General features: G+C 70.7%; 12 protein-coding genes. 8 read left to right on the forward strand and 4 right to left on the reverse strand.

The genetic code is table 11. The features are described 5' to 3' along the window. Nucleotides 1-226 precede the first annotated feature (226 nt). The 3 genes from ACFY8O_RS17395 to ACFY8O_RS17405 all read right to left on the reverse strand — a co-directional run bounded on the left by ACFY8O_RS17395 (nucleotide 227) and on the right by ACFY8O_RS17405 (nucleotide 4,431). Nucleotides 227-1,147: a class F sortase gene (locus tag ACFY8O_RS17395; protein ID WP_387903121.1), complete on the reverse strand. Its 921-nt coding sequence runs from the start codon at nucleotides 1,145-1,147 to the stop codon at nucleotides 227-229. Between the two features lie 463 nt (nucleotides 1,148-1,610). Further along, nucleotides 1,611-2,111 (reverse strand): sortase, encoded by a 501-nt coding sequence (locus ACFY8O_RS17400; protein WP_387903123.1) that lies wholly within the window; start codon nucleotides 2,109-2,111, stop codon nucleotides 1,611-1,613. Between the two features lie 820 nt (nucleotides 2,112-2,931). Continuing rightward, on the reverse strand, nucleotides 2,932-4,431 hold the full coding sequence (locus tag ACFY8O_RS17405) for an acyl-CoA synthetase (RefSeq protein WP_387903126.1): 1,500 nt from the start codon (nucleotides 4,429-4,431) through the stop codon (nucleotides 2,932-2,934). A 275-nt stretch (nucleotides 4,432-4,706) separates the two neighbouring features. On the opposite strand from ACFY8O_RS17405, the gene ACFY8O_RS17410 reads away from it, so the two are divergent. From ACFY8O_RS17410 to ACFY8O_RS17420, 3 genes are all read left to right on the forward strand, one after another. After that, on the forward strand, nucleotides 4,707-6,578 hold the full coding sequence (locus ACFY8O_RS17410) for a serine hydrolase (RefSeq protein WP_387903129.1): 1,872 nt from the start codon (nucleotides 4,707-4,709) through the stop codon (nucleotides 6,576-6,578). Nucleotides 6,579-6,880: 302 nt separating this feature from the next. Next, on the forward strand, nucleotides 6,881-7,627 hold the full coding sequence (locus ACFY8O_RS17415) for an SAM-dependent methyltransferase (protein ID WP_387903131.1): 747 nt from the start codon (nucleotides 6,881-6,883) through the stop codon (nucleotides 7,625-7,627). Between the two features lie 686 nt (nucleotides 7,628-8,313). Then, nucleotides 8,314-9,714, forward strand: a complete 1,401-nt coding sequence (locus ACFY8O_RS17420; RefSeq protein ID WP_387903133.1) for an endo-1,4-beta-xylanase — start codon at nucleotides 8,314-8,316, stop codon at nucleotides 9,712-9,714. Between the two features lie 156 nt (nucleotides 9,715-9,870). Here the strand turns inward: ACFY8O_RS17420 and ACFY8O_RS17425 are convergent, their stop codons facing one another. Further along, complete coding sequence (locus ACFY8O_RS17425) at nucleotides 9,871-11,031, reverse strand: LacI family DNA-binding transcriptional regulator (RefSeq protein ID WP_387903136.1); 1,161 nt, start codon at nucleotides 11,029-11,031, stop codon at nucleotides 9,871-9,873. Between the two features lie 225 nt (nucleotides 11,032-11,256). On the opposite strand from ACFY8O_RS17425, the gene ACFY8O_RS17430 reads away from it, so the two are divergent. The 5 genes from ACFY8O_RS17430 to ACFY8O_RS17450 all read left to right on the forward strand — a co-directional run bounded on the left by ACFY8O_RS17430 (nucleotide 11,257) and on the right by ACFY8O_RS17450 (nucleotide 16,980). After that, complete coding sequence (locus ACFY8O_RS17430; protein WP_387903139.1) at nucleotides 11,257-12,525, forward strand: ABC transporter substrate-binding protein; 1,269 nt, start codon at nucleotides 11,257-11,259, stop codon at nucleotides 12,523-12,525. A gap of 135 nt (nucleotides 12,526-12,660) precedes the next feature. After that, entirely contained in the window at nucleotides 12,661-13,503 is an 843-nt protein-coding gene (locus ACFY8O_RS17435) for a carbohydrate ABC transporter permease (RefSeq protein WP_387903140.1), read from the forward strand. Further along, a complete protein-coding gene (locus ACFY8O_RS17440; protein ID WP_387903143.1) occupies nucleotides 13,490-14,395 on the forward strand; it encodes a carbohydrate ABC transporter permease in 906 nt (301 codons plus the stop codon). Before ACFY8O_RS17435 ends, ACFY8O_RS17440 begins: the two co-directional genes overlap by 14 nt. 45 nt (nucleotides 14,396-14,440) lie before the next feature. Then, nucleotides 14,441-15,205: an SDR family NAD(P)-dependent oxidoreductase gene (locus ACFY8O_RS17445; protein WP_387903146.1), complete on the forward strand. Its 765-nt coding sequence runs from the start codon at nucleotides 14,441-14,443 to the stop codon at nucleotides 15,203-15,205. Continuing rightward, nucleotides 15,193-16,980: a heparinase II/III domain-containing protein gene (locus ACFY8O_RS17450; RefSeq protein ID WP_387903150.1), complete on the forward strand. Its 1,788-nt coding sequence runs from the start codon at nucleotides 15,193-15,195 to the stop codon at nucleotides 16,978-16,980. Before ACFY8O_RS17445 ends, ACFY8O_RS17450 begins: the two co-directional genes overlap by 13 nt. Nucleotides 16,981-16,982: the final 2 nt, after the last annotated feature.

Consider the following 16,982-nt stretch of genomic DNA (forward strand, 5'->3'; position numbering starts at 1 on the left):
TGCGTCCCGTCGTCCGGCTCCGGCTTCGAGCCGGCTGGGCGCCGAGGCCGCGGCCCCAGATCTGTGGCCTGCGACAGGGACCCACCCCTCGCTGTCGGGCCGGGGGCATCGGAGGTGAGGGCGACCGCCGGCGGTCAGCAGCGCCGGCGGGAGCAGGGACGGGGCTGTCCGACAGGCACCCGCCCTGCCCGCTCCGGTGGTTCAGGATCGCCGGGAGACGAACGACTCAGCGCGCGGAGGTGAGACTCGCGAAGACGACGACGTTGTCCTGGTAGCCGGACTTCCTTGTGTAGTCGCCCCCGCAGGTGATCACGCGTAGTTCGGGTCCGGCGGAGGGGCCGTAGACCTTCTGGTCGGGAAAGTCCTTCTTGCGGTAGACCTCGATGGCGTAGACCGTGAACACGGCGGTACGCCGATCGACCCGGTCCACCTCGATGGTGGAGCCCTTGCGCAGCGAACCCAGCTTGTGGAAGACGCCGGGCCCGAGCCGCGTGTCCACGTGCCCGGTCGTGACCGCGGTGCCCGCCGCTCCCGGCACGACTCCGCCCGCGTACCAACCGGCCAGCACGGGGTTGTTGTCGGGAGGAGGCACCAGCGCTCCCGCCTCGTCGAGGCCGAGTTCCATCAGCGGCGCGTTCACCTTGATGGACGGGATCCGCAGCCGGAGGGGGGTTGCCGGTGGGAGCGGCTGCGCAGCGGTGCGCGACGGCAGTGCGGTGCGGCTCGGGGCCGGGGGTGCGGCCGATGCGGCCCCGGACGGCGTGACCGGTGAGGCGGTCGTCGCGGGCAGGGGGACCAAGGGGGCAGGACGTACGTACGGCCGGGGAAGCAGCACGGGCGGGGCGGTGGTCCGGCGCACGTAGGAGGGGGCCTCGGGGGTGGGACGCTCCGGGGCCAGGTAGGCCGGCAGAGCGGCGGACGGGGCGGGCCCGAGGCGGCGGGCCGTGGAGGGCGCCGCCGGGGAGGCCGCTTCACCGGGCGGTGCGGGGGCGGTGACGCTGCGGGCAGCGGTGGGCGGCTGCGGTGGGCTGTCGTCACGCAGCCCAGTGACCACCAGCACGGCACCCATGGCGAAGGCCCATACGAGGTGCTTGACCGCCGGGAAGGGCTGAGGGGAAGGGGTGCTGGTCCTGCGCCCGGTTCGCATCGCGTGTGCCTCGGCTTCGGATCGGGGTGGTATCGCATCAGGATCGGTCGCAGCGGTTCGGCTTCGTGCCGGGTGCTGAGGAGTCCGTACAGGCCGCGTACACAGGCCCGTGGGGTGTCCCCCGGGCCACGTTGGCTCCGGGCCGAGGGCTACAGGTACGGGGGCACGAGAGCGCGGTTCAGGGTGCGCGAGTTCCGGCGCCGAACGGCCACACCGGGCGCCTGGGGCTCGGGTTGCACCCTGATCCCGAGGGCGTGGGCCCCGGGGTGCAGCGCGACACCCAGTGCGGTCGTGGGCCCCCGGGGTGCACCGTGTCACCCGGTGCGAGGGCCCCGGGGGTGCACGTCGACACCCGGTGCACGGCGACTGCAAGGGTACGAGCCCCGGGGGTACGGCCCCCGGGGCGGACGCGCGTCCGCGCTTCTGTGGGTCTACGTCCGCGGGTCGACCGCGCCCCTGCGGGTCAGACGCGGGTGGCGGCGGTCCGACGGCGCACCCTGACCACTCCCCCGGCCACAGCCCCGGCGAGCAGGACGCTTCCTACCGCGAGCTGGGTGCTCCCGCCGCTGGGGGCACCGAAACCGGCGTCGACAGCGCCGGAGGGCGCGCGATCGACGATCCGGTAGGTCTTCGTGATCTTGATCCGAGGCGGGCACTTCAAGGTGACGGTGTCGGTGGTCGCCTCACTGCCCTTCGGGATCTCGAACACGCCGACGAGTTCGCCCTTGCGGTCGCCCTCGAAGAGGTGGAAGGCTCCCGCCACCTCGGACGTGCCCTTGCCGTAGGTCTCCTTGCCGCAGGCCCTCGTGCTGACGGTGACCTGCGAGCCGGGCGAGGCCTTCCCCGGGCTGATCTGGGCGGTCATCTCGCCGGAAGGGCCGGCCGCCGCTCCTGCGGCCGGAGCCGCGAGTGCCAGGAAGCCTACGGCCAGACAGATACCGGCACAGATGCGTGTGTTGCGCATGTGGATCCTCCAACGGGAGCAGGGTCCGGCCGGTCTGCACGGCGCCTCTGCTGTACTCCACTCCCGAGGCAACCGACACCCCGTCACCCGCGCAACACGAGGCGACCCCCCTCCCTTCACCCGGCCGGTCCCGGGGTTCGGCCCACCGGTCTTCGTTTACGCAGGTCACCGGAGCACCGGCAGGATCTGAGGAGGAATCACACCGGGACGGCGAACGGGCTAAGCCGGTGGCTCTCCCTGCGCGCCTCGGGGGCACACCGTCGGCCCGGAGTCCCGGGTAGCCAGGCCTGGGTGTCGGCCCGGAGCCCCCGGGTCGCCAGGCCTCGGTGTCGGCCGGGATCTCGGCATAGACCCTCGGACGCCGAGGACCTGGCGCCCGTCACCCGGAGTACAAGGAACGGACCGAGGCAGGTGGGGGTGGAGCGGGCCGAAGGCGTCCCCCTCACAGGCACGTTCCCCGTCGACGGGGCATCCCGCCCTTCGTCGCGACGTGACGAGCACTCATGGGCTCAGGGCAGGGTGATCTGGACCTCCTGTTCCCGCCCACGGCTCGGGGACGCCGGACCCTCCGTTCACCCGACCACTCCCCCGCCCACCAACCACCGACCACCGGCCCCCGTGCGGCCTGGGTTCCAGACCCAGGGGCCGGGATGACGTGACCGGGGAGACAGGAGCTGGGGCCAGGGCCGGAAAGGGGCCGAGGCCGGATAGGGGCGGGGGCCGGAGACCGGGGCCAAAAACCGGGGCCGGGGCCGGAGACGGGCCGGCGCGTCCTCGCCGTCGCCTGGGTTCGTCCCGGCGCGGCGACAGAGGGCGGCCGTCAGGCGTAGGTGTCCCGAAGCTCCCTCTTGAGGATCTTCCCGCTGGCGTTCCGCGGCAGTTCACCGACGAACAGGATCCTCTTCGGGGCCTTGAAGGCGGCGAGCTTCTCGCGGGCGTGTGCGATCAGTTCGGCCTCCGACGCCTCGCCACGGAGGACCACGATCGCGGTCACCGCCTCGATCCAACGCTCGTCCGGCAGCCCCACCACGGCGGCCTCGGCCACCGAGGGATGGGTGTAAAGGGCATCCTCCACCTGCCGGGAGGCGACGAGGACACCTCCGGAGTTGATGACGTCCTTCACCCGGTCGACGACCGTGAAGTAGCCCTCGCCGTCGCGTACCGCGAGGTCGCCGGAGTGGAACCAGCCGTCGCGGAAGGCCTCCGCCGTCTCCTCGGGCTTGTCCCAGTACCCCTGGCACAGCTGGGGGGAGCGGTAGACCACCTCGCCCGCGGTGCCGTCGGGCACCTCCTTGCCGTGCTCGTCCACCACCTTCGCCTCCACGAAGAGGACGGGCCGGCCGCAGGAGTCCATACGCCCTTCGTGCTCGTCAGGGCCGAGCACGGTGGCGAGCGGCCCGATCTCGCTCTGGCCGAAACAGTTGTAGAAGGCCAGCTCGGGCAGCCGTTCGCGGAGGCGCTCCAGGACGGGCACGGGCATGATCGACGCGCCGTAGTACGCCTTTCGCAGGGCCCCGAGCCGGCGCGTGGGGAACTCCGGATGATTGGCGAGCCCGATCCAGACCGTGGGGGGCGCGAAGAGGCTGTCTGCCTGCCCCGCCTCCACGAGGTCGAAGATCCGTCCGGCGTCCGGGGCGTCGAGGATGGTGTTCTCGGCACCCACCGCGAGGTACGGCAGCAGGAACACGTGCATCTGCGCGGAGTGGTACAGGGGCAGCGAGTGCACCGGCCGGTCCGTGGCGCGCAGGTCGAGTGCGGTGATGGCGCTGATGTACTCGTGGACCAGCGCACCGTGCGTCATCATCGCACCCTTGGGCTGGGCCGTGGTGCCGGAGGTGTAGAGGAGCTGGACAAGGTCCTCGGCGCCGGGTTCGCGTTTGGGGGTGAAGGGGCGCGGGGTCTCCAGTTCCCCGAGGAGGGAGTCCGGTGCGTCGCGCAGTGCCCGGACGGCGTGACCGTCGGGGACGCGCGGGGCGAGCGCGGGGTCGGTGAGCACCAGTGCGCTGCCGGACTGCCGGAGGATGTATTCCAGGTCCTCACCGGTCAGGTTCTGGTTGACCGGCACGTGGACGAGGCCCGCACGCGCGCAGGCCAGGTAGGCGATGAGGTACGCGTCGGAGTTGTGGGCGTAGGCGGCCACCCGGTCACCAGGACGCAGCCCGTGCATGGTGGTCAGGACGGCGGCCGCGGTGCTGACCGCGGTGTCCAGCGCGGAGTAGGTCCAGGACCGGTCCGCGTACCGCACGGCGGTGCGCTCGGGAGTGCGCCGTGCGCTGCGCGCCACGACGCCGTCTACTGTGCTGCTGCGTACACCTGTCATGGCGTGATCCTGTGCGGCCTCGCGCCGGGGGTCAAGAGCCCGGGATCGCGGTGTCGCCCCCGCACCTGCCTCTCCGCCTGCCCCCGAGTCACTTCCGCGGCGGCCTGCGGCACATCGAGGCTTCCTGACGCCCCCTCAGATTCTTTGTGGTGCCGAGGGCGTACGGGAGGGCGGTGGCGACAGTATTCTCCGCTTCGGCAGGAAGTTTCATCACCGTACGAGATTTCGAAAGTTACTTTCGCGAGTGCTTTCGGCGTGAGGGGAAGGGGTTCCGGATGGCCGGGGACGTGTCGGACCGGGGAATGAGCCGCCGGAGGCTGGGTGGCGGGATACTGGCGCTGGGAGGAGGTCTCGCACTCGCGCCGATCCCCTTCGCGGGAGCCGCGGGCACGGCGCTCGCCGCCGGGTCGGCCACGGAGCCGGGTGGCGGATCCCCGGACACATCATCGGGAACCGGGACGGACATGGGACCAGGGCGGGGCCGACCGACACTGCGCCGCGGCTCGGCCGCACGGGCGGGGCTGCTGCCGGACGAGCTCGACCATCTCGTCGCCGACGCGGAGAGATTTCTGGCCGACTCCCCCAAGCACCCCTGGTACGCGGGCGCGGTACTGCTCGCCGGCCGCGGGGGCACCGTGGCCCTGCACCGGCCGATCGGCCGGGCGGTGCGCTACGCGGCGTACGACGAGAAGACCGACACCGGGGTGGAGTTCCCGCCCGAGCAGCAGATCGCCATGGCGCAGGACACGGTCTTCGACCTCGCCTCGGTGTCCAAGCTGTTCACCTCGATCCTGGCCGTGCAGCAGATCGAGCGGGGCGCGCTGGAACTCGAGGCCCGGGTCGCCTCCTACCTCCCCGACTTCGCCGGCGGGGGCAAGCAGGACGTCACGGTCCGCCAGCTGCTCACGCACACCTCCGGCTTCCGGGCCTGGATCCCGCTCTACAAGGAGCCGACCCGCGAGGGAAAGCTCCGCCTGCTCTGGGACGAGGTCCTGGCCTCCGCTCCCGGCACCACCTACCTCTACTCCGACCTCAACCTGATCTCGCTGCAGCTGATACTGGAACGGATCACGGGCCGTACGCAGGACGTCCTGCTCCGGGAGGAGATCACCGAGCCGCTCGGGATGCACAGCACGCTCTACAACCCGCCCGCCTCATGGAAGCCCAGGATCGCGGCGACCGAGGACGCCCGGCTCCCCTGGTCGGGGCTGGACCGCGGCCTGGTGTGGGGCGAGGTCCACGACGAGAACGCGTTCAGCCTGGGCGGGGTCGCCGGGCACGCGGGCGTGTTCTCGTGCGCGTGGGATCTCGCGGTCCTGGCCCGTACGCTGCTCAACGGCGGCGCCTACGGCAGGTCCAGGATCCTGACCGAGGAGTCCGTCGAGCTGTTGTTAACCGACTTCAACACCGCGTTCCCGGGCGACGAGCACGGCCTGGGTTTCGAGCTCTACCAGCACTGGTACATGGGCGCGATGGCCACCCCGCGCACGGCGGGCCACACGGGCTTCACCGGTACGAGCCTGGTCCTCGACCCGACGACCGACTCCTTCTTGATCGTGCTCGGAAACTCCGTTCATCCTGTGCGCAGCTGGCGTTCGGGCAGCGCGCCGCGCGTCGCCACCGCCAACCGCATGGCCCGCGCGGTACCGGTCCGCCCGGCCCGGGGCGGCACGGCCTGGTTCGCCGGTATGACCGGTGCGGCGTCCGCGACGCTCACGTTGCCGGCACTGCGGCCCGCCTCCTCGCGCCCGGTGCTGAGCTGCGCCCTGTGGTGGGACACCGAGCCGGGCTCGGACGCCCTCTTCCTGGAGGTCTCGACGGACTCCGGGGTCACCTGGCAGCGCGTACCGTTCACGACGGTGGCGACGGAGGGCGGGCGGCCCCCGGAGCCCACGCCGCACCCGGACGGTTCGGTCTCCGGCTGGTCGGGCCGTGTGTGGCACCGCGTGGAGGCGGACCTCGGCGGCAGCGGGGGAACGGCGGTGCGACTGCGCTGGCGGTACACGACCGACCAGCTGTACGTGGGGCGCGGGGTGTACGTCGACGACATCCGGGTGCGGGACGGGGAGGCCACCCTCTTCGACGAGAACAGGCCCCGCGACGCGGGCCGCATCGAGGCGACGGGGTGGACCCGCTCCGCGAACTGACGGAAGCGGGCCGGCCGATTCCTCGTGCCCCCCCGGAGCATCCGGCGGATACGGCGTCTTCGTGGTCACCACACCGGTGACCCCGAAGGCCATCCGGCGCGCTGCCCGCTCCCGCGGTCGCCCCGGCCCGACGGGCCGGAAATTCGTTGGATCGTTCAGCCTCGAAGGTCTACCTTTGCCGAGTTCGAGATCCATACGTTCAGAACGAGGTGCGTTGATGACGGTCCGGGCAACGGCGGTCGGCTCCGGTCGGCTCCCCTCCTCAGACGACATGACCTCATCGAACGTAAGGAACACCTCTCGTGGATCTTCCACGCATCTTCACCATCCGCGAAAGTAGCCACCGCATCCACAACCCGTTCACCGCGGGCAAGCTCGCCACCCTGGGCCAGGCACTCGATCTGACGCCCGGGACACGTGTGCTCGACCTCGCCTGCGGTACGGGCGAGATGCTGTGCACCTGGGCCCGGGACCACGGTGTCACCGGGACCGGGGTCGACATCAGCACGGTGTTCACCGAGAAGGCGCGCGCCCGCGCTGCCGAACTCGGCGTCCGCGACCAGGTCACCTTCGTGCACGACGACGCCTCCGGCTATGTGGCCGAAGAGCCGGTCGACCTCGCGGCGTGCATCGGCGCCACCTGGATCGGCGGCGGAGTGGCCGGCACCGCCGAACTGCTGGGCAGGAGCCTGCGCCCCGGCGGGCTGATGCTGATCGGGGAGCCGTACTGGCTTCGGGAAGTACCGGACCAGGAGACCGCGGTGAACTGCGGCGCCGGCGCCAAGGAGGACTTCCTGCTGCTGCCGGAGCTGGTCGGGCAGTTCGGCGAGCTCGGGTACGACGTCGTGGAAATGGTGCTGGCTTCCCAGGACAGCTGGGACCGGTATCAGGCGGCCCAGTGGCTCAACCTGCGCCGTTGGCTCGACGCCCATCCCGATGACGAGCTGGCAGCCGAGGTTCGGGCCGAGCTCACCACCGAGCCCGTCCGCTACACGCGCTACCAGCGCGAGTACCTCGGCTGGGGAGTCTTCGCGTTGACGGGCCGCTGACGGTCCGATGAGCGTGGGCCCGGGCAGCGGCAGCACGCCGCCCGGGCCCACCCGCGTCGCTCGGCGTCACCGCCGGGCGGCGCGCAGGCAGGCCACACCGCGTCCAGCCCCTCCGGTGCCCCCACCGATGATCACCGCGCCCGCGTGACGTCGCGACCCCCTGCCCGCAGCCGCGTAGCGAGCGATCCTGCCGAGGCTTTGGCCCGGCCGCGGGAGAACGGCTTCCCTTCGCGCGCGGCAGGGACACGGCCGGTGACCGAACAGGCCGACCACGCCGCCCCATCGACGTTCTCCAAGGCGTCGCAACGCACCTCCACACGCGTTCGAAAGTTTCGCTGTCAAGCATGAATGTCTTTCGTAACGCTCGAAAGCAATGACCGAAGTGACGAGCGGAAGAGCGCCCTTCACCTGCGAAGGCCCTCCGTCTACGCAGGTAGAAACGTCAACTCCCCTCACATGAGCGGGAGTTCGCTCGGAAACATTTCGGAAATGCAGCGTTGACGTGACTTCCCGTCACGCGCATACTCTCCCTCGCTCCCCTTGTTCCACAGCCCGTCCGCCCGTCGGCGGCGCCTCCTCCGGATGCGCCGCCGGCGGTTGCGCAGCACCTCGAACGGTCCGAATCCCCCAGTCCGGGCTCCCCTGTTCGACCGCCCGGAAACCGGAAGAAGAGGCTGGAATACGTGATGGCCCAGATACCACCCGGCGGCGCCACCGCCCGCACGCACCTGCCGGCCCGTGCCAGACGGGCGATGTCCCTCGTCACGGCGGGTGTCCTCGCCGCGGCCGGGGTCGTCGCGCTCGCCGGCAGCGCGGAGGCCGTGGGTGCCCTCGGCGACGCGGCAGCGGCCAAGGGCCGCTACTTCGGCACGGCTGTGGCGGCCAACCACCTCGGTGAAGCGGCGTACGCCTCCACGCTGGACGCCCAGTTCGACTCGGTCACCCCCGAGAACGAGATGAAGTGGGACGCCGTCGAGAGCAACCGCAACTCGTTCAACTTCACGGCCGCGGACCAGATCGTCAGCCACGCACAGAGCAAGGGGATGAAGGTCAGAGGTCACACCCTCGTGTGGCACTCCCAGCTTCCCGGCTGGGTGAGCGGTCTGAGCGCCACCGACCTGCGCTCGGCGATGATCAACCACATCACCCAGGTGATGACGCACTACAAGGGCAAGATCCACTCCTGGGACGTGGTGAACGAGGCGTTCCAGGACGGCAGCAGCGGTGCGCGGCGCAGCTCGCCCTTCCAGGACAAGCTCGGCAACGGCTTCATCGAGGAGGCTTTCCGTACCGCCCGTACGGTCGATGCCGACGCCAAGCTCTGCTACAACGACTACAACACCGATGGCCAGAACGCGAAGAGCAACGCGGTCTACGACATGGTGAAGGACTTCAAGCAGCGCGGCGTCCCGATCGACTGCGTCGGCTTCCAGTCGCACTTCAACAGCAACTCGCCGGTGCCCTCCGACTTCCAGGCCAACCTGCAGCGCTTCGCCGACCTAGGTGTCGACGTGCAGATCACCGAACTGGACATCGAGGGCTCGGGTTCGGCCCAGGCGGCCAACTACACCAAGGTGGTCAACGCCTGCCTGGCCGTCACCCGCTGCAAGGGCATGACCGTCTGGGGGATCACGGACAAGTACTCCTGGCGGAGCAGCGGTACGCCACTGCTCTTCGACGGTGACTACAACAAGAAGCCGGCCTACGACGCGGTGCTCGCCGCGCTCGGCGGGTCGGCCGGAGGCGGTGACGACGGCGGGGAGGACGGCGGCGGCAGCACCGGTGCGTGCACCGCGACATACACCCAGACCTCGACCTGGAACGGCGGGTACAACGGGCAGGTGACCGTCAAGGCGGGCAGTTCGGGCATCACGGCCTGGACGGTTCCGGTGACTGTCGCCTCACCTCAGAAGGTCTCCACCGTGTGGAACGGCGCAGCGACGTGGGACGCCTCGGGCACCGTGATGACCGTGAAGCCCACCTGGAACGGAACTCTGGCGGCCGGTGCCTCGACCAGCTTCGGCTTCACCGTCTCGACGAACGGCGGTACCGCGGCACCTGTCGTCGGCGCCTGCACCGCGTCCTGACGACGCGGGCCCTCTGACCGGAACGGGGTGCGCCGCAGCCCGCACCCGTCGTGCCCCGTTCCTCGAATCCGCCCCGCCCGGGCCTCCCGGGCGGGGCGGATCGCCGTCCGGGCAACCTCGGGCAGGAGGGACGGCCGTGTGGGGCGCTCGCCGCGGTCAGCCCGCGGCGGGCCGGGCCGTCCCCGTGGCGGCGAGCGCAGGAGCCGTGGACGCCGCCCGGCGGGGTTCGGACGCCCGCCCCGGGACCGCCCTCCGCCCCGCCGCCGCTTCGGGCACGGGCGCCGGCGCCGTGGATTCGCGCACCACCAGCCGGGGTCTGATCAGCAGCGAACGCCCGGCCGCCGGCGCGGAGTCGATCCGCGCCCGCAACTGCTGGAAGGTCTCGGCCGCCATCTCCGGCAGCGGCTGGCGGACCGTGGTGAGGGGCGGCTCGAAGAGATCGGCGAGCAGGATGTCGTCGAAGCCGACCACCGAGACGTCCCGGCCCGCGCTGCGTCCGGCGTCCTTGGCGCCCCGGCAGATCCCGATCGCGCACATGTCGTTGATCGCGACGAAGCCGGTGGGGGGATCCGGCCGCGTCAGGAGCTCCCTGGCCGCGTTCCGGCCCAGCTCCGCCGCGTCCTTGTCCCCGAACTCCGTGGTGTCCGCGCCCGGCCATACGATCGCGTCCGCCGGGTCGAGTCCGGCCTCCTCCAGGGCCGACCGGAATCCCCGCAGACGCTCGCGGCGGTTGACGCTGCTGACCGATCCGGAGACGAAGGCGAGCCGGCGGTGGCCCAGTTCGATCAGATGCCGGGTGGCGAGCTCGGCCCCCATCGCGTTGTCCACGCTGATGCTGGCCAGTGACGCCGGGTCCCCGGCCTGCGCGGTCCTGTCGAAGGCCACCATCTTCAGCCCCCGGCTCAGCAGCGGCGCCATGTGGTCCAGCGAGGGCAGCGAGGAGCACAGCACCACCCCGCTCACCCCGTCGGCGAGCAGTTCCTCCCCGTACTTGAGCTCTCGGGCGGGATCGCGCTCGCTGTTGCAGAGCAGTACGTGATAGCCCTCCGCCAGGGCGATGGCTTCGAGCTCCCTGGCGAGCGCCCCCCAGAAGGGGTTGGCGACCGACGGCACGATCAGGCCGATCACCTTGATCCGCCCGGTGCGGAGCATGCGGGCGGCCCGGTTGGGCCGGTAGTTGAGCTGCTCGATCGCCTGTTCCACGCGAGCCAGGGTGGCCGCCTGCATACGGTCCGTACGCCCGTTGAGGACGTTGGAGACCGTACTCGCGGAGACGCCTGCGGCCTCCGCGACCTGATGGATCGTTACCCCGCTCATGCCACCTCCGGTTCGGAACGCACTGCCGAGGTTAGTGTACCGATTTACTGAACTCGCTCTACCGGTACACCCGTTTACATCCCCGAAAAATATTGTGCACAAGCTGTTGACGCCACTCTCGGAGCGTTCTTAGCATCACTGCATCGATTTACCAGCGCTTCCCAGCCATGGCTGGGCCGTCCCAGCTGGATCGATCCACCGACTTCACCTCAAGAGGGGTGTCCCATGGAACTCAACAGACGGTCCGTGCTCGCTGCCATCGGTGCGGGCACTGCCGCAGCCGCTCTCGCCGGCTGTGGCGGCGGCGCGTCGTCCGCAGGCTCGGCCGACGGCCCCGCCAAGGGTGAGATCACGCTGCTCACCCCCATCTACGAAGGCGCCGACGGCAAGACGCTGCTGGAGCAGAAGATCCTGGGCGGGTTCCGGAAGAAGTATCCGGACGTCGAGGTGAACGTCGACTACACCACGTATGCGCAGCTCAACGAGAAGATCACCACCGGTCTCGCGGGCGGGCTGCTGCCGGACGTACTCATGATGGGGGTCGGCTGGATCCCGCCGTTCGCCGCGAAGGGGGCGATCGCCGAGCTGCCGGAGAAGTTCGCCTCGGCACACGACTACGAGGAGCGGGTGCTGGAGCCCTCGCGCTACGAGGGCAAGCTCTACGCCCTGCCCGTCGTCCTCGACACGCGCATCGTCGTCTACCGCAAGGATCACTTCGCCGAGGCCGGGATCAGGAAGACACCCGCCAACTGGGCCGAACTGCGGGCCGTCGCGAAGCAGCTGACCGGCGGGGTACGTCTCGGCTTCGACCCGTTCTCCATCGATCTTCGCCAGTGCTGGGAGACCTTCCTCTTCGCCAACGGCGGGCAGCTGTTCAGCGCGGACGGCAAGAAGGTGCTCTTCACCGACGCCCGTGGGGTCGAGGCCCTGCAGTTCTTCAAGGACCTGGTCAAGGACGGTTCGGCGGACTACGCCAGGAAGACGGATGCGGGCGCCCCGTCGAACGTACAGACAGGCAAGGCGTCGATGATGATGACGACCAGCGCCCTGTGGAACCAGGTCCAGGACCAGAATCCGGATCTCATCGCGGACGACAAGCTCGGCTCGTTCGTCCTGGCCAACCGCAAACCGGCGATGTTGCAGGGCGGCACGCTCGTCACGCAGTCCGCGCGTTCCAAGCACCCGGCGGCGGCACGTGCGCTCGTCGAGTACCTCGCGACGCCCGAGTCGATCCTCGGAGCGGCGGAGCAGCGCGGTTCGGTGCCCGGTCTGCGCGACCTGAACGACACGGGATACGTCAAGGAGAACCAGTTCGTCGACCTCTCCCTCCAGAACCTCCAGCACGCCGTCTCCGAAGGCGGCACCGCCGCCTGGATGGAGATCCGCGAGAAGATCAAGCCGACGCTGGAGCCCGCTGTCGTGGGCGGTCAGTCCGCGAAGGACGCCATCGCGGAGCTCGGCCGTCTCGCCGAGGCCGCCATCGGCCGGATGTGAGGGCACGTCACCATGGGAGCGACAACCGTAGTGAAGGCCAGGCCCGCCCGGCCGCCTTCCCCTCCTGAGACCCCGGCACCGCGGCGGGCGCGCCGGGCCCCCACGGGCCCGGGACGCCGCCGGCGCAGGGCGGGCATGCTCATGGTGGCGCCCGCGCTGCTGCACGCCTCGCTGTGGATCGGCCTGCCGGTCGTGGTCTCGGTGGCCCTGGCCTTCACCAAGTACGACGTGCTGACCGCGCCGGAGTTCGTGGGCCTGGCCAACTTCCGGGACATGCTGGACGACGCGGTCTTCCGCAAGTCCGTCTTCAACACCCTGCTCTACACCTTCTTCACCGTGCCGTTCGGGATGGCGCTGGGCCTCCTGGTGGCCCTCGCCCTGCACACGGGGCTCAAGGCGCGCGGCGTCTTCCGTACCGCCGTGTTCCTGCCCCAGGTCACCGCGACCGTGGCGATCGCGCTGGTCTGGCTGTGGATCTACAACCCGGGCAACGGCCTGCTCAACACCCTGCTGGCGTTCCTCGGCATCGACGGCCCGGCGTGGCTCTCCTCGACGGGCTGGGCCCTGCCCTCTGTGATCCTCGTGGGCATCTGGCAGGGCATCGGGATGAAGATGCTGATCTACCTCGCCGCGCTGCAGTCCCTTCCGAAGGAGCTGTACGAGGCGGCGTCGGTGGACGGGGCCTCCAAGGCCAGGCAGTTCTTCTCGATCACGCTGCCCCTCCTGAAGCCCGCGACGTTCTTCGTGCTCATCACCTCGATGATCAGCGCCTTCCAGTCCTTCGACCAGATCTACATCCTGACCGACGGCGGTCCCGCCAACAGCACCACGATGATGACGTACGAGATCTACAAGTCCGCCTTCCGGGAGTTCCGCGTCGGCTACGCGAGCGCGCAGTCCCTGGTGCTCTTCGTGCTGCTGATGGGCTTCACCCTGGTCAACAAGCGGATCATGGGAGGCACACGTGGCCACAACTGAGCTGCTGAAGCCGGCTCCCGCGCCGCGGACCCGGACCCTGCCCGTCGGCCGGATCGCGCTCTACGTGACGCTGTCGGTCGTCTCCCTGCTGATGGTGGTGCCGTTCGCCTGGATGGTGATCACCTCGCTCAAGACACCGGTGGAGATCGCGTCGCAGGACGCCGGACTGCTCCCGGACCAGTGGGAGTTCGGCAACTACGTGGACGCGCTGAAGGCCGCGCCCTTCGCCACGTACGCCCGGAACAGCTTCGTCATCGCGCTCAGCCACACCGTGCTCAACGTGCTGATCGCGTCGATGGCCGGGTACGCGCTCGCACGGATCAGGTTCCGCGGCAGCGAGATGATCTTCTACCTCTTCATCGCGGCCCTGATGATCCCCACCTACACCAAGGTGCTGCCCGAGTTCCTGATCGTGCGCTTCATGCCACTGGCGGGCGGGAACGACCTCTTCGGCCAGGGCGGCAGCGGCTGGCTGGACAGCTGGTGGGCTCTCATCATCCCGGGCGCCGTCACCCCGTTCGCGGTGTTCCTCTTCCGGCAGTTCTACCTGGACCTGCCGGTGGAGCTGGAGGAAGCGGCCCGGCTCGACGGGCTCGGCGAGTTCCGGATCTACTCCAGGATCATGTCGCCGCTGGTCAAGCCGGCGTTCATCACGGTCGCCCTGCTGACCTTCGAGTCCTCCTGGAACAACTTCCTCTGGCCGCTGCTGGTGACCCACACGGACAGCCTGCGGGTGATCCAGGTGGGGCTCTCCGTCTTCAAGACGGAGAACGGCACCCAGTGGCACTTCCTGATGGCGGGCACCACGCTCGCCACCCTGCCCATGGTCGTCCTCTTCCTCATCGGCCAGCGCTACTTCGTGCAGGGCTTCGCAACCGCCGGTCTCAAGTGACCGGTTCCGGCCCCCCGCGGGCCGGTCACCGAAAGGGCATCACCCATGTCTGCTGATCTCCACGGCTCCCGCGCGCTCGTCACGGGGGCGGGACACGGCATCGGCCGCGCCATCGCCGTCGCCCTGGCCGAGGCCGGTGCCGACGTCGCCGTCCACTACCACTCCTCCGCGGACGAGGCGGCGAAGACCGTCTCCGCGATCGAGGCCCTGGGCCGCAGGGCCAAGGCCTTCAAGGCCGACGCGACCGTGACCGGCGAGGTGGACCTCCTGGTCGAGGAGGCCACGGGCTTCCTCGGCGGGCTGGACGTCCTCGTCTGCAACGCGGGCCACCTCATCGGCCGCGAAAAGATCGCGGACATGACCGACGACCACTTCGAGCGGGTCGTCTCCACCAATCTCACCTCCACGTTCAGGACCGTGCGGGCCGCCCTGCCGCATCTGAAGGAGTCCGCTGCCGGGCGCGTGATCACGATGTCCTCGCTGGCCGCGCACAACGGGGGCGGCCCCGGCTCGGTGGCGTACGCCGCCGCCAAGGCGGGCGTACGGGGCTTCACCAAGGGTCTCGCCAAGGAGCTCGCGGGGACCGGCATCACGGTCAACAGCGTCGCCCCCGGGTTCATCAAGGGCACCGCCTTCCACGACACGTTCACGGCCGCTCCGGCGCAGGAGGCGATGGAGGCCGGCATCCCGGTCGGCCGGGCCGGCACGCCCGAGGACGTCGCCCACGCGGTCGTCCATCTGGCTTCGCCCGCCTCGGGCTTCCTCACGGCCACCACGGTGGACATCGACGGTGGCGTATGGCCGCGTTGAGGCGGATCCCCGGGGAGCGGGGCGGCTGGTGGCACGCGTACGTCTGCCCGGCGCACGGCGTGGAACTCGATCACGGTGATCTGCTCGCCGGGGTGTTCCCCGAGGGCGGTGCGCGGTGCCCGCACGGCTGCCGCGTGGACACGGACGCGGTGCGCGGTGCCTGGGTGGTGCTGTCCCACCAGGCGTGGGCGCGGCACCTGAGGGTGCTCGCACACCGGGGTGATCGCGCGGAGGGGGTGGCGCGGCTCGTCGAGTACGCCGGTGTGTACGCGTCGCTCGCCACGGACCGGCACGGCGAGGCGCAGGGCTGGATGCTGCGCGGCCGGCTCTTCCACCAGGCGCTGACGGACGCGATCTGGGCGGTGAACATCGGCCACACCGTGATCACGCTGGCCGGGACGGGCACGGAGGATCTGGCCGGCGTGCTGCCCCTGCTGGACGAGCTGGAGCGGGCGGCGCTTGAGGCCCGGGGTGTCCTGACCGGCCGGGGTGACCTGGCCTCGAACTACACGGCCTGGCTGAACGCGGCGGGTGCCGCCACGAGCCGCGCCGCCTCGGCGGCGCGCGGCCTGGAGTGGGACGGCGCGAAGGAGTGGCTGGAGGGCGAGCACGGGCTGTACGCGCATCTGCGGGTGGCCGTCGCCGGGGACGGCTGGGAGTGGGAGGGCAGCACCTACTACCACGGCTTCGTCCTGCGGGCCGCCCTGCTGGCGCTGCGTGCCACGGATCCGGCGTCGCTCCCGGCCGACGTGGCCGCGGTGCTGGCCGGGATGACGGACGTGCTGGCGTCGATCGCGACGCCGGGCGGGCTGTTGCCTGCCCTGCACGACGGCCCGTACCTGCGGCATCCCCTGGCCCTGGAGTGGCTGGAACTCATAGCCCTGGCGCAGCAGCTGGTGCCGTCCGCGCGCCTCGACGCGGTGGCGTCCCGGGCCCGGGACGAGCTCGGCCCGTACGACGACGGGCTGGACCGTGAGCTGGCCGGCTGGTTCGCGGGGCCGCCGCTGGCCCGGCGCGCGGAACCAGCCGCGGTCACCGTGTTCCCGGCGGCTGGTTACGGGGTGGTGCGTGCGGCGGGCATCCACGCGCTGCTGGACTTCGGCCCGCACGGCGGTTCGCACGGGCACCGCGACAAGCTGTCGCTCTACCTGTACGGGGACACCACCCCGTGGCAGCCGGATCCCGGCCAGGTGCCCTACGCGCACGCGGAGTTCCGCGAGCTGTACGCGTCCACACGGGCGCATCCCGCCTTCCGGGCCGACGGCGCGGAGCAGGCGGAGTGCGCGGGTGAGCTCCTGGCCTCGGACGGCGTCTCGGTGACCGCGGAGGTCACCACCGCGTACGAGGGGGTGCGCGCGGTGCGCAGGGTGGTGGCGGGTGACTGCTACCTGGTGGACCTGCTGACCGTGACGGGCCGGCAGGCCCGCCGTTTCACGGCCCAGCTGCGCCCGGGGACGGCCCTGGACATCCAGCAGCAGGCGACCGGGCCGGTGCGCACCACCTGGTACGGCGACGAGACCCTGCACGGCTGGCACACCCACACCGCCGGAGCCGAGGTGCGTGCGTTCGCGCGGCCGGGCCCCGGCCCCGCGGACGATCCGCAGCGCACCCGCACCTGGGTCGACTTCACCGCACTGACGGAGCGGATCACGTTCGCCTCCGTATACCAGGCGGCGTCCGCGGGCCCCGCGGTGACCGGCGTACGGCTCGACGGCGAGGAGCTGACGGTGGAACTGGCGGACGGTTCGGCCGCGCGCTTCGGAACGGGGAGCTGATC

This window comes from Streptomyces argenteolus (assembly GCF_042902585.1).
GTDB lineage: Bacteria > Actinomycetota > Actinomycetes > Streptomycetales > Streptomycetaceae > Streptomyces > Streptomyces argenteolus.

Coding starts and splice junctions, on each gene's coding strand:
- ACFY8O_RS17395 (WP_387903121.1), bottom strand. CDS start 1,147: ATGCGAACCGGGCGCAGGACCAGCACCCCTTCCCCTCAGCCCTTCCCG.
- ACFY8O_RS17400 (WP_387903123.1), bottom strand. CDS start 2,111: ATGCGCAACACACGCATCTGTGCCGGTATCTGTCTGGCCGTAGGCTTC.
- ACFY8O_RS17405 (WP_387903126.1), bottom strand. CDS start 4,431: ATGACAGGTGTACGCAGCAGCACAGTAGACGGCGTCGTGGCGCGCAGC.
- ACFY8O_RS17410 (WP_387903129.1), top strand. CDS start 4,707: ATGGCCGGGGACGTGTCGGACCGGGGAATGAGCCGCCGGAGGCTGGGT.
- ACFY8O_RS17420 (WP_387903133.1), top strand. CDS start 8,314: ATGGCCCAGATACCACCCGGCGGCGCCACCGCCCGCACGCACCTGCCG.
- ACFY8O_RS17425 (WP_387903136.1), bottom strand. CDS start 11,031: ATGAGCGGGGTAACGATCCATCAGGTCGCGGAGGCCGCAGGCGTCTCC.
- ACFY8O_RS17430 (WP_387903139.1), top strand. CDS start 11,257: ATGGAACTCAACAGACGGTCCGTGCTCGCTGCCATCGGTGCGGGCACT.
- ACFY8O_RS17435 (WP_387903140.1), top strand. CDS start 12,661: ATGCTCATGGTGGCGCCCGCGCTGCTGCACGCCTCGCTGTGGATCGGC.
- ACFY8O_RS17445 (WP_387903146.1), top strand. CDS start 14,441: ATGTCTGCTGATCTCCACGGCTCCCGCGCGCTCGTCACGGGGGCGGGA.
- ACFY8O_RS17450 (WP_387903150.1), top strand. CDS start 15,193: ATGGCCGCGTTGAGGCGGATCCCCGGGGAGCGGGGCGGCTGGTGGCAC.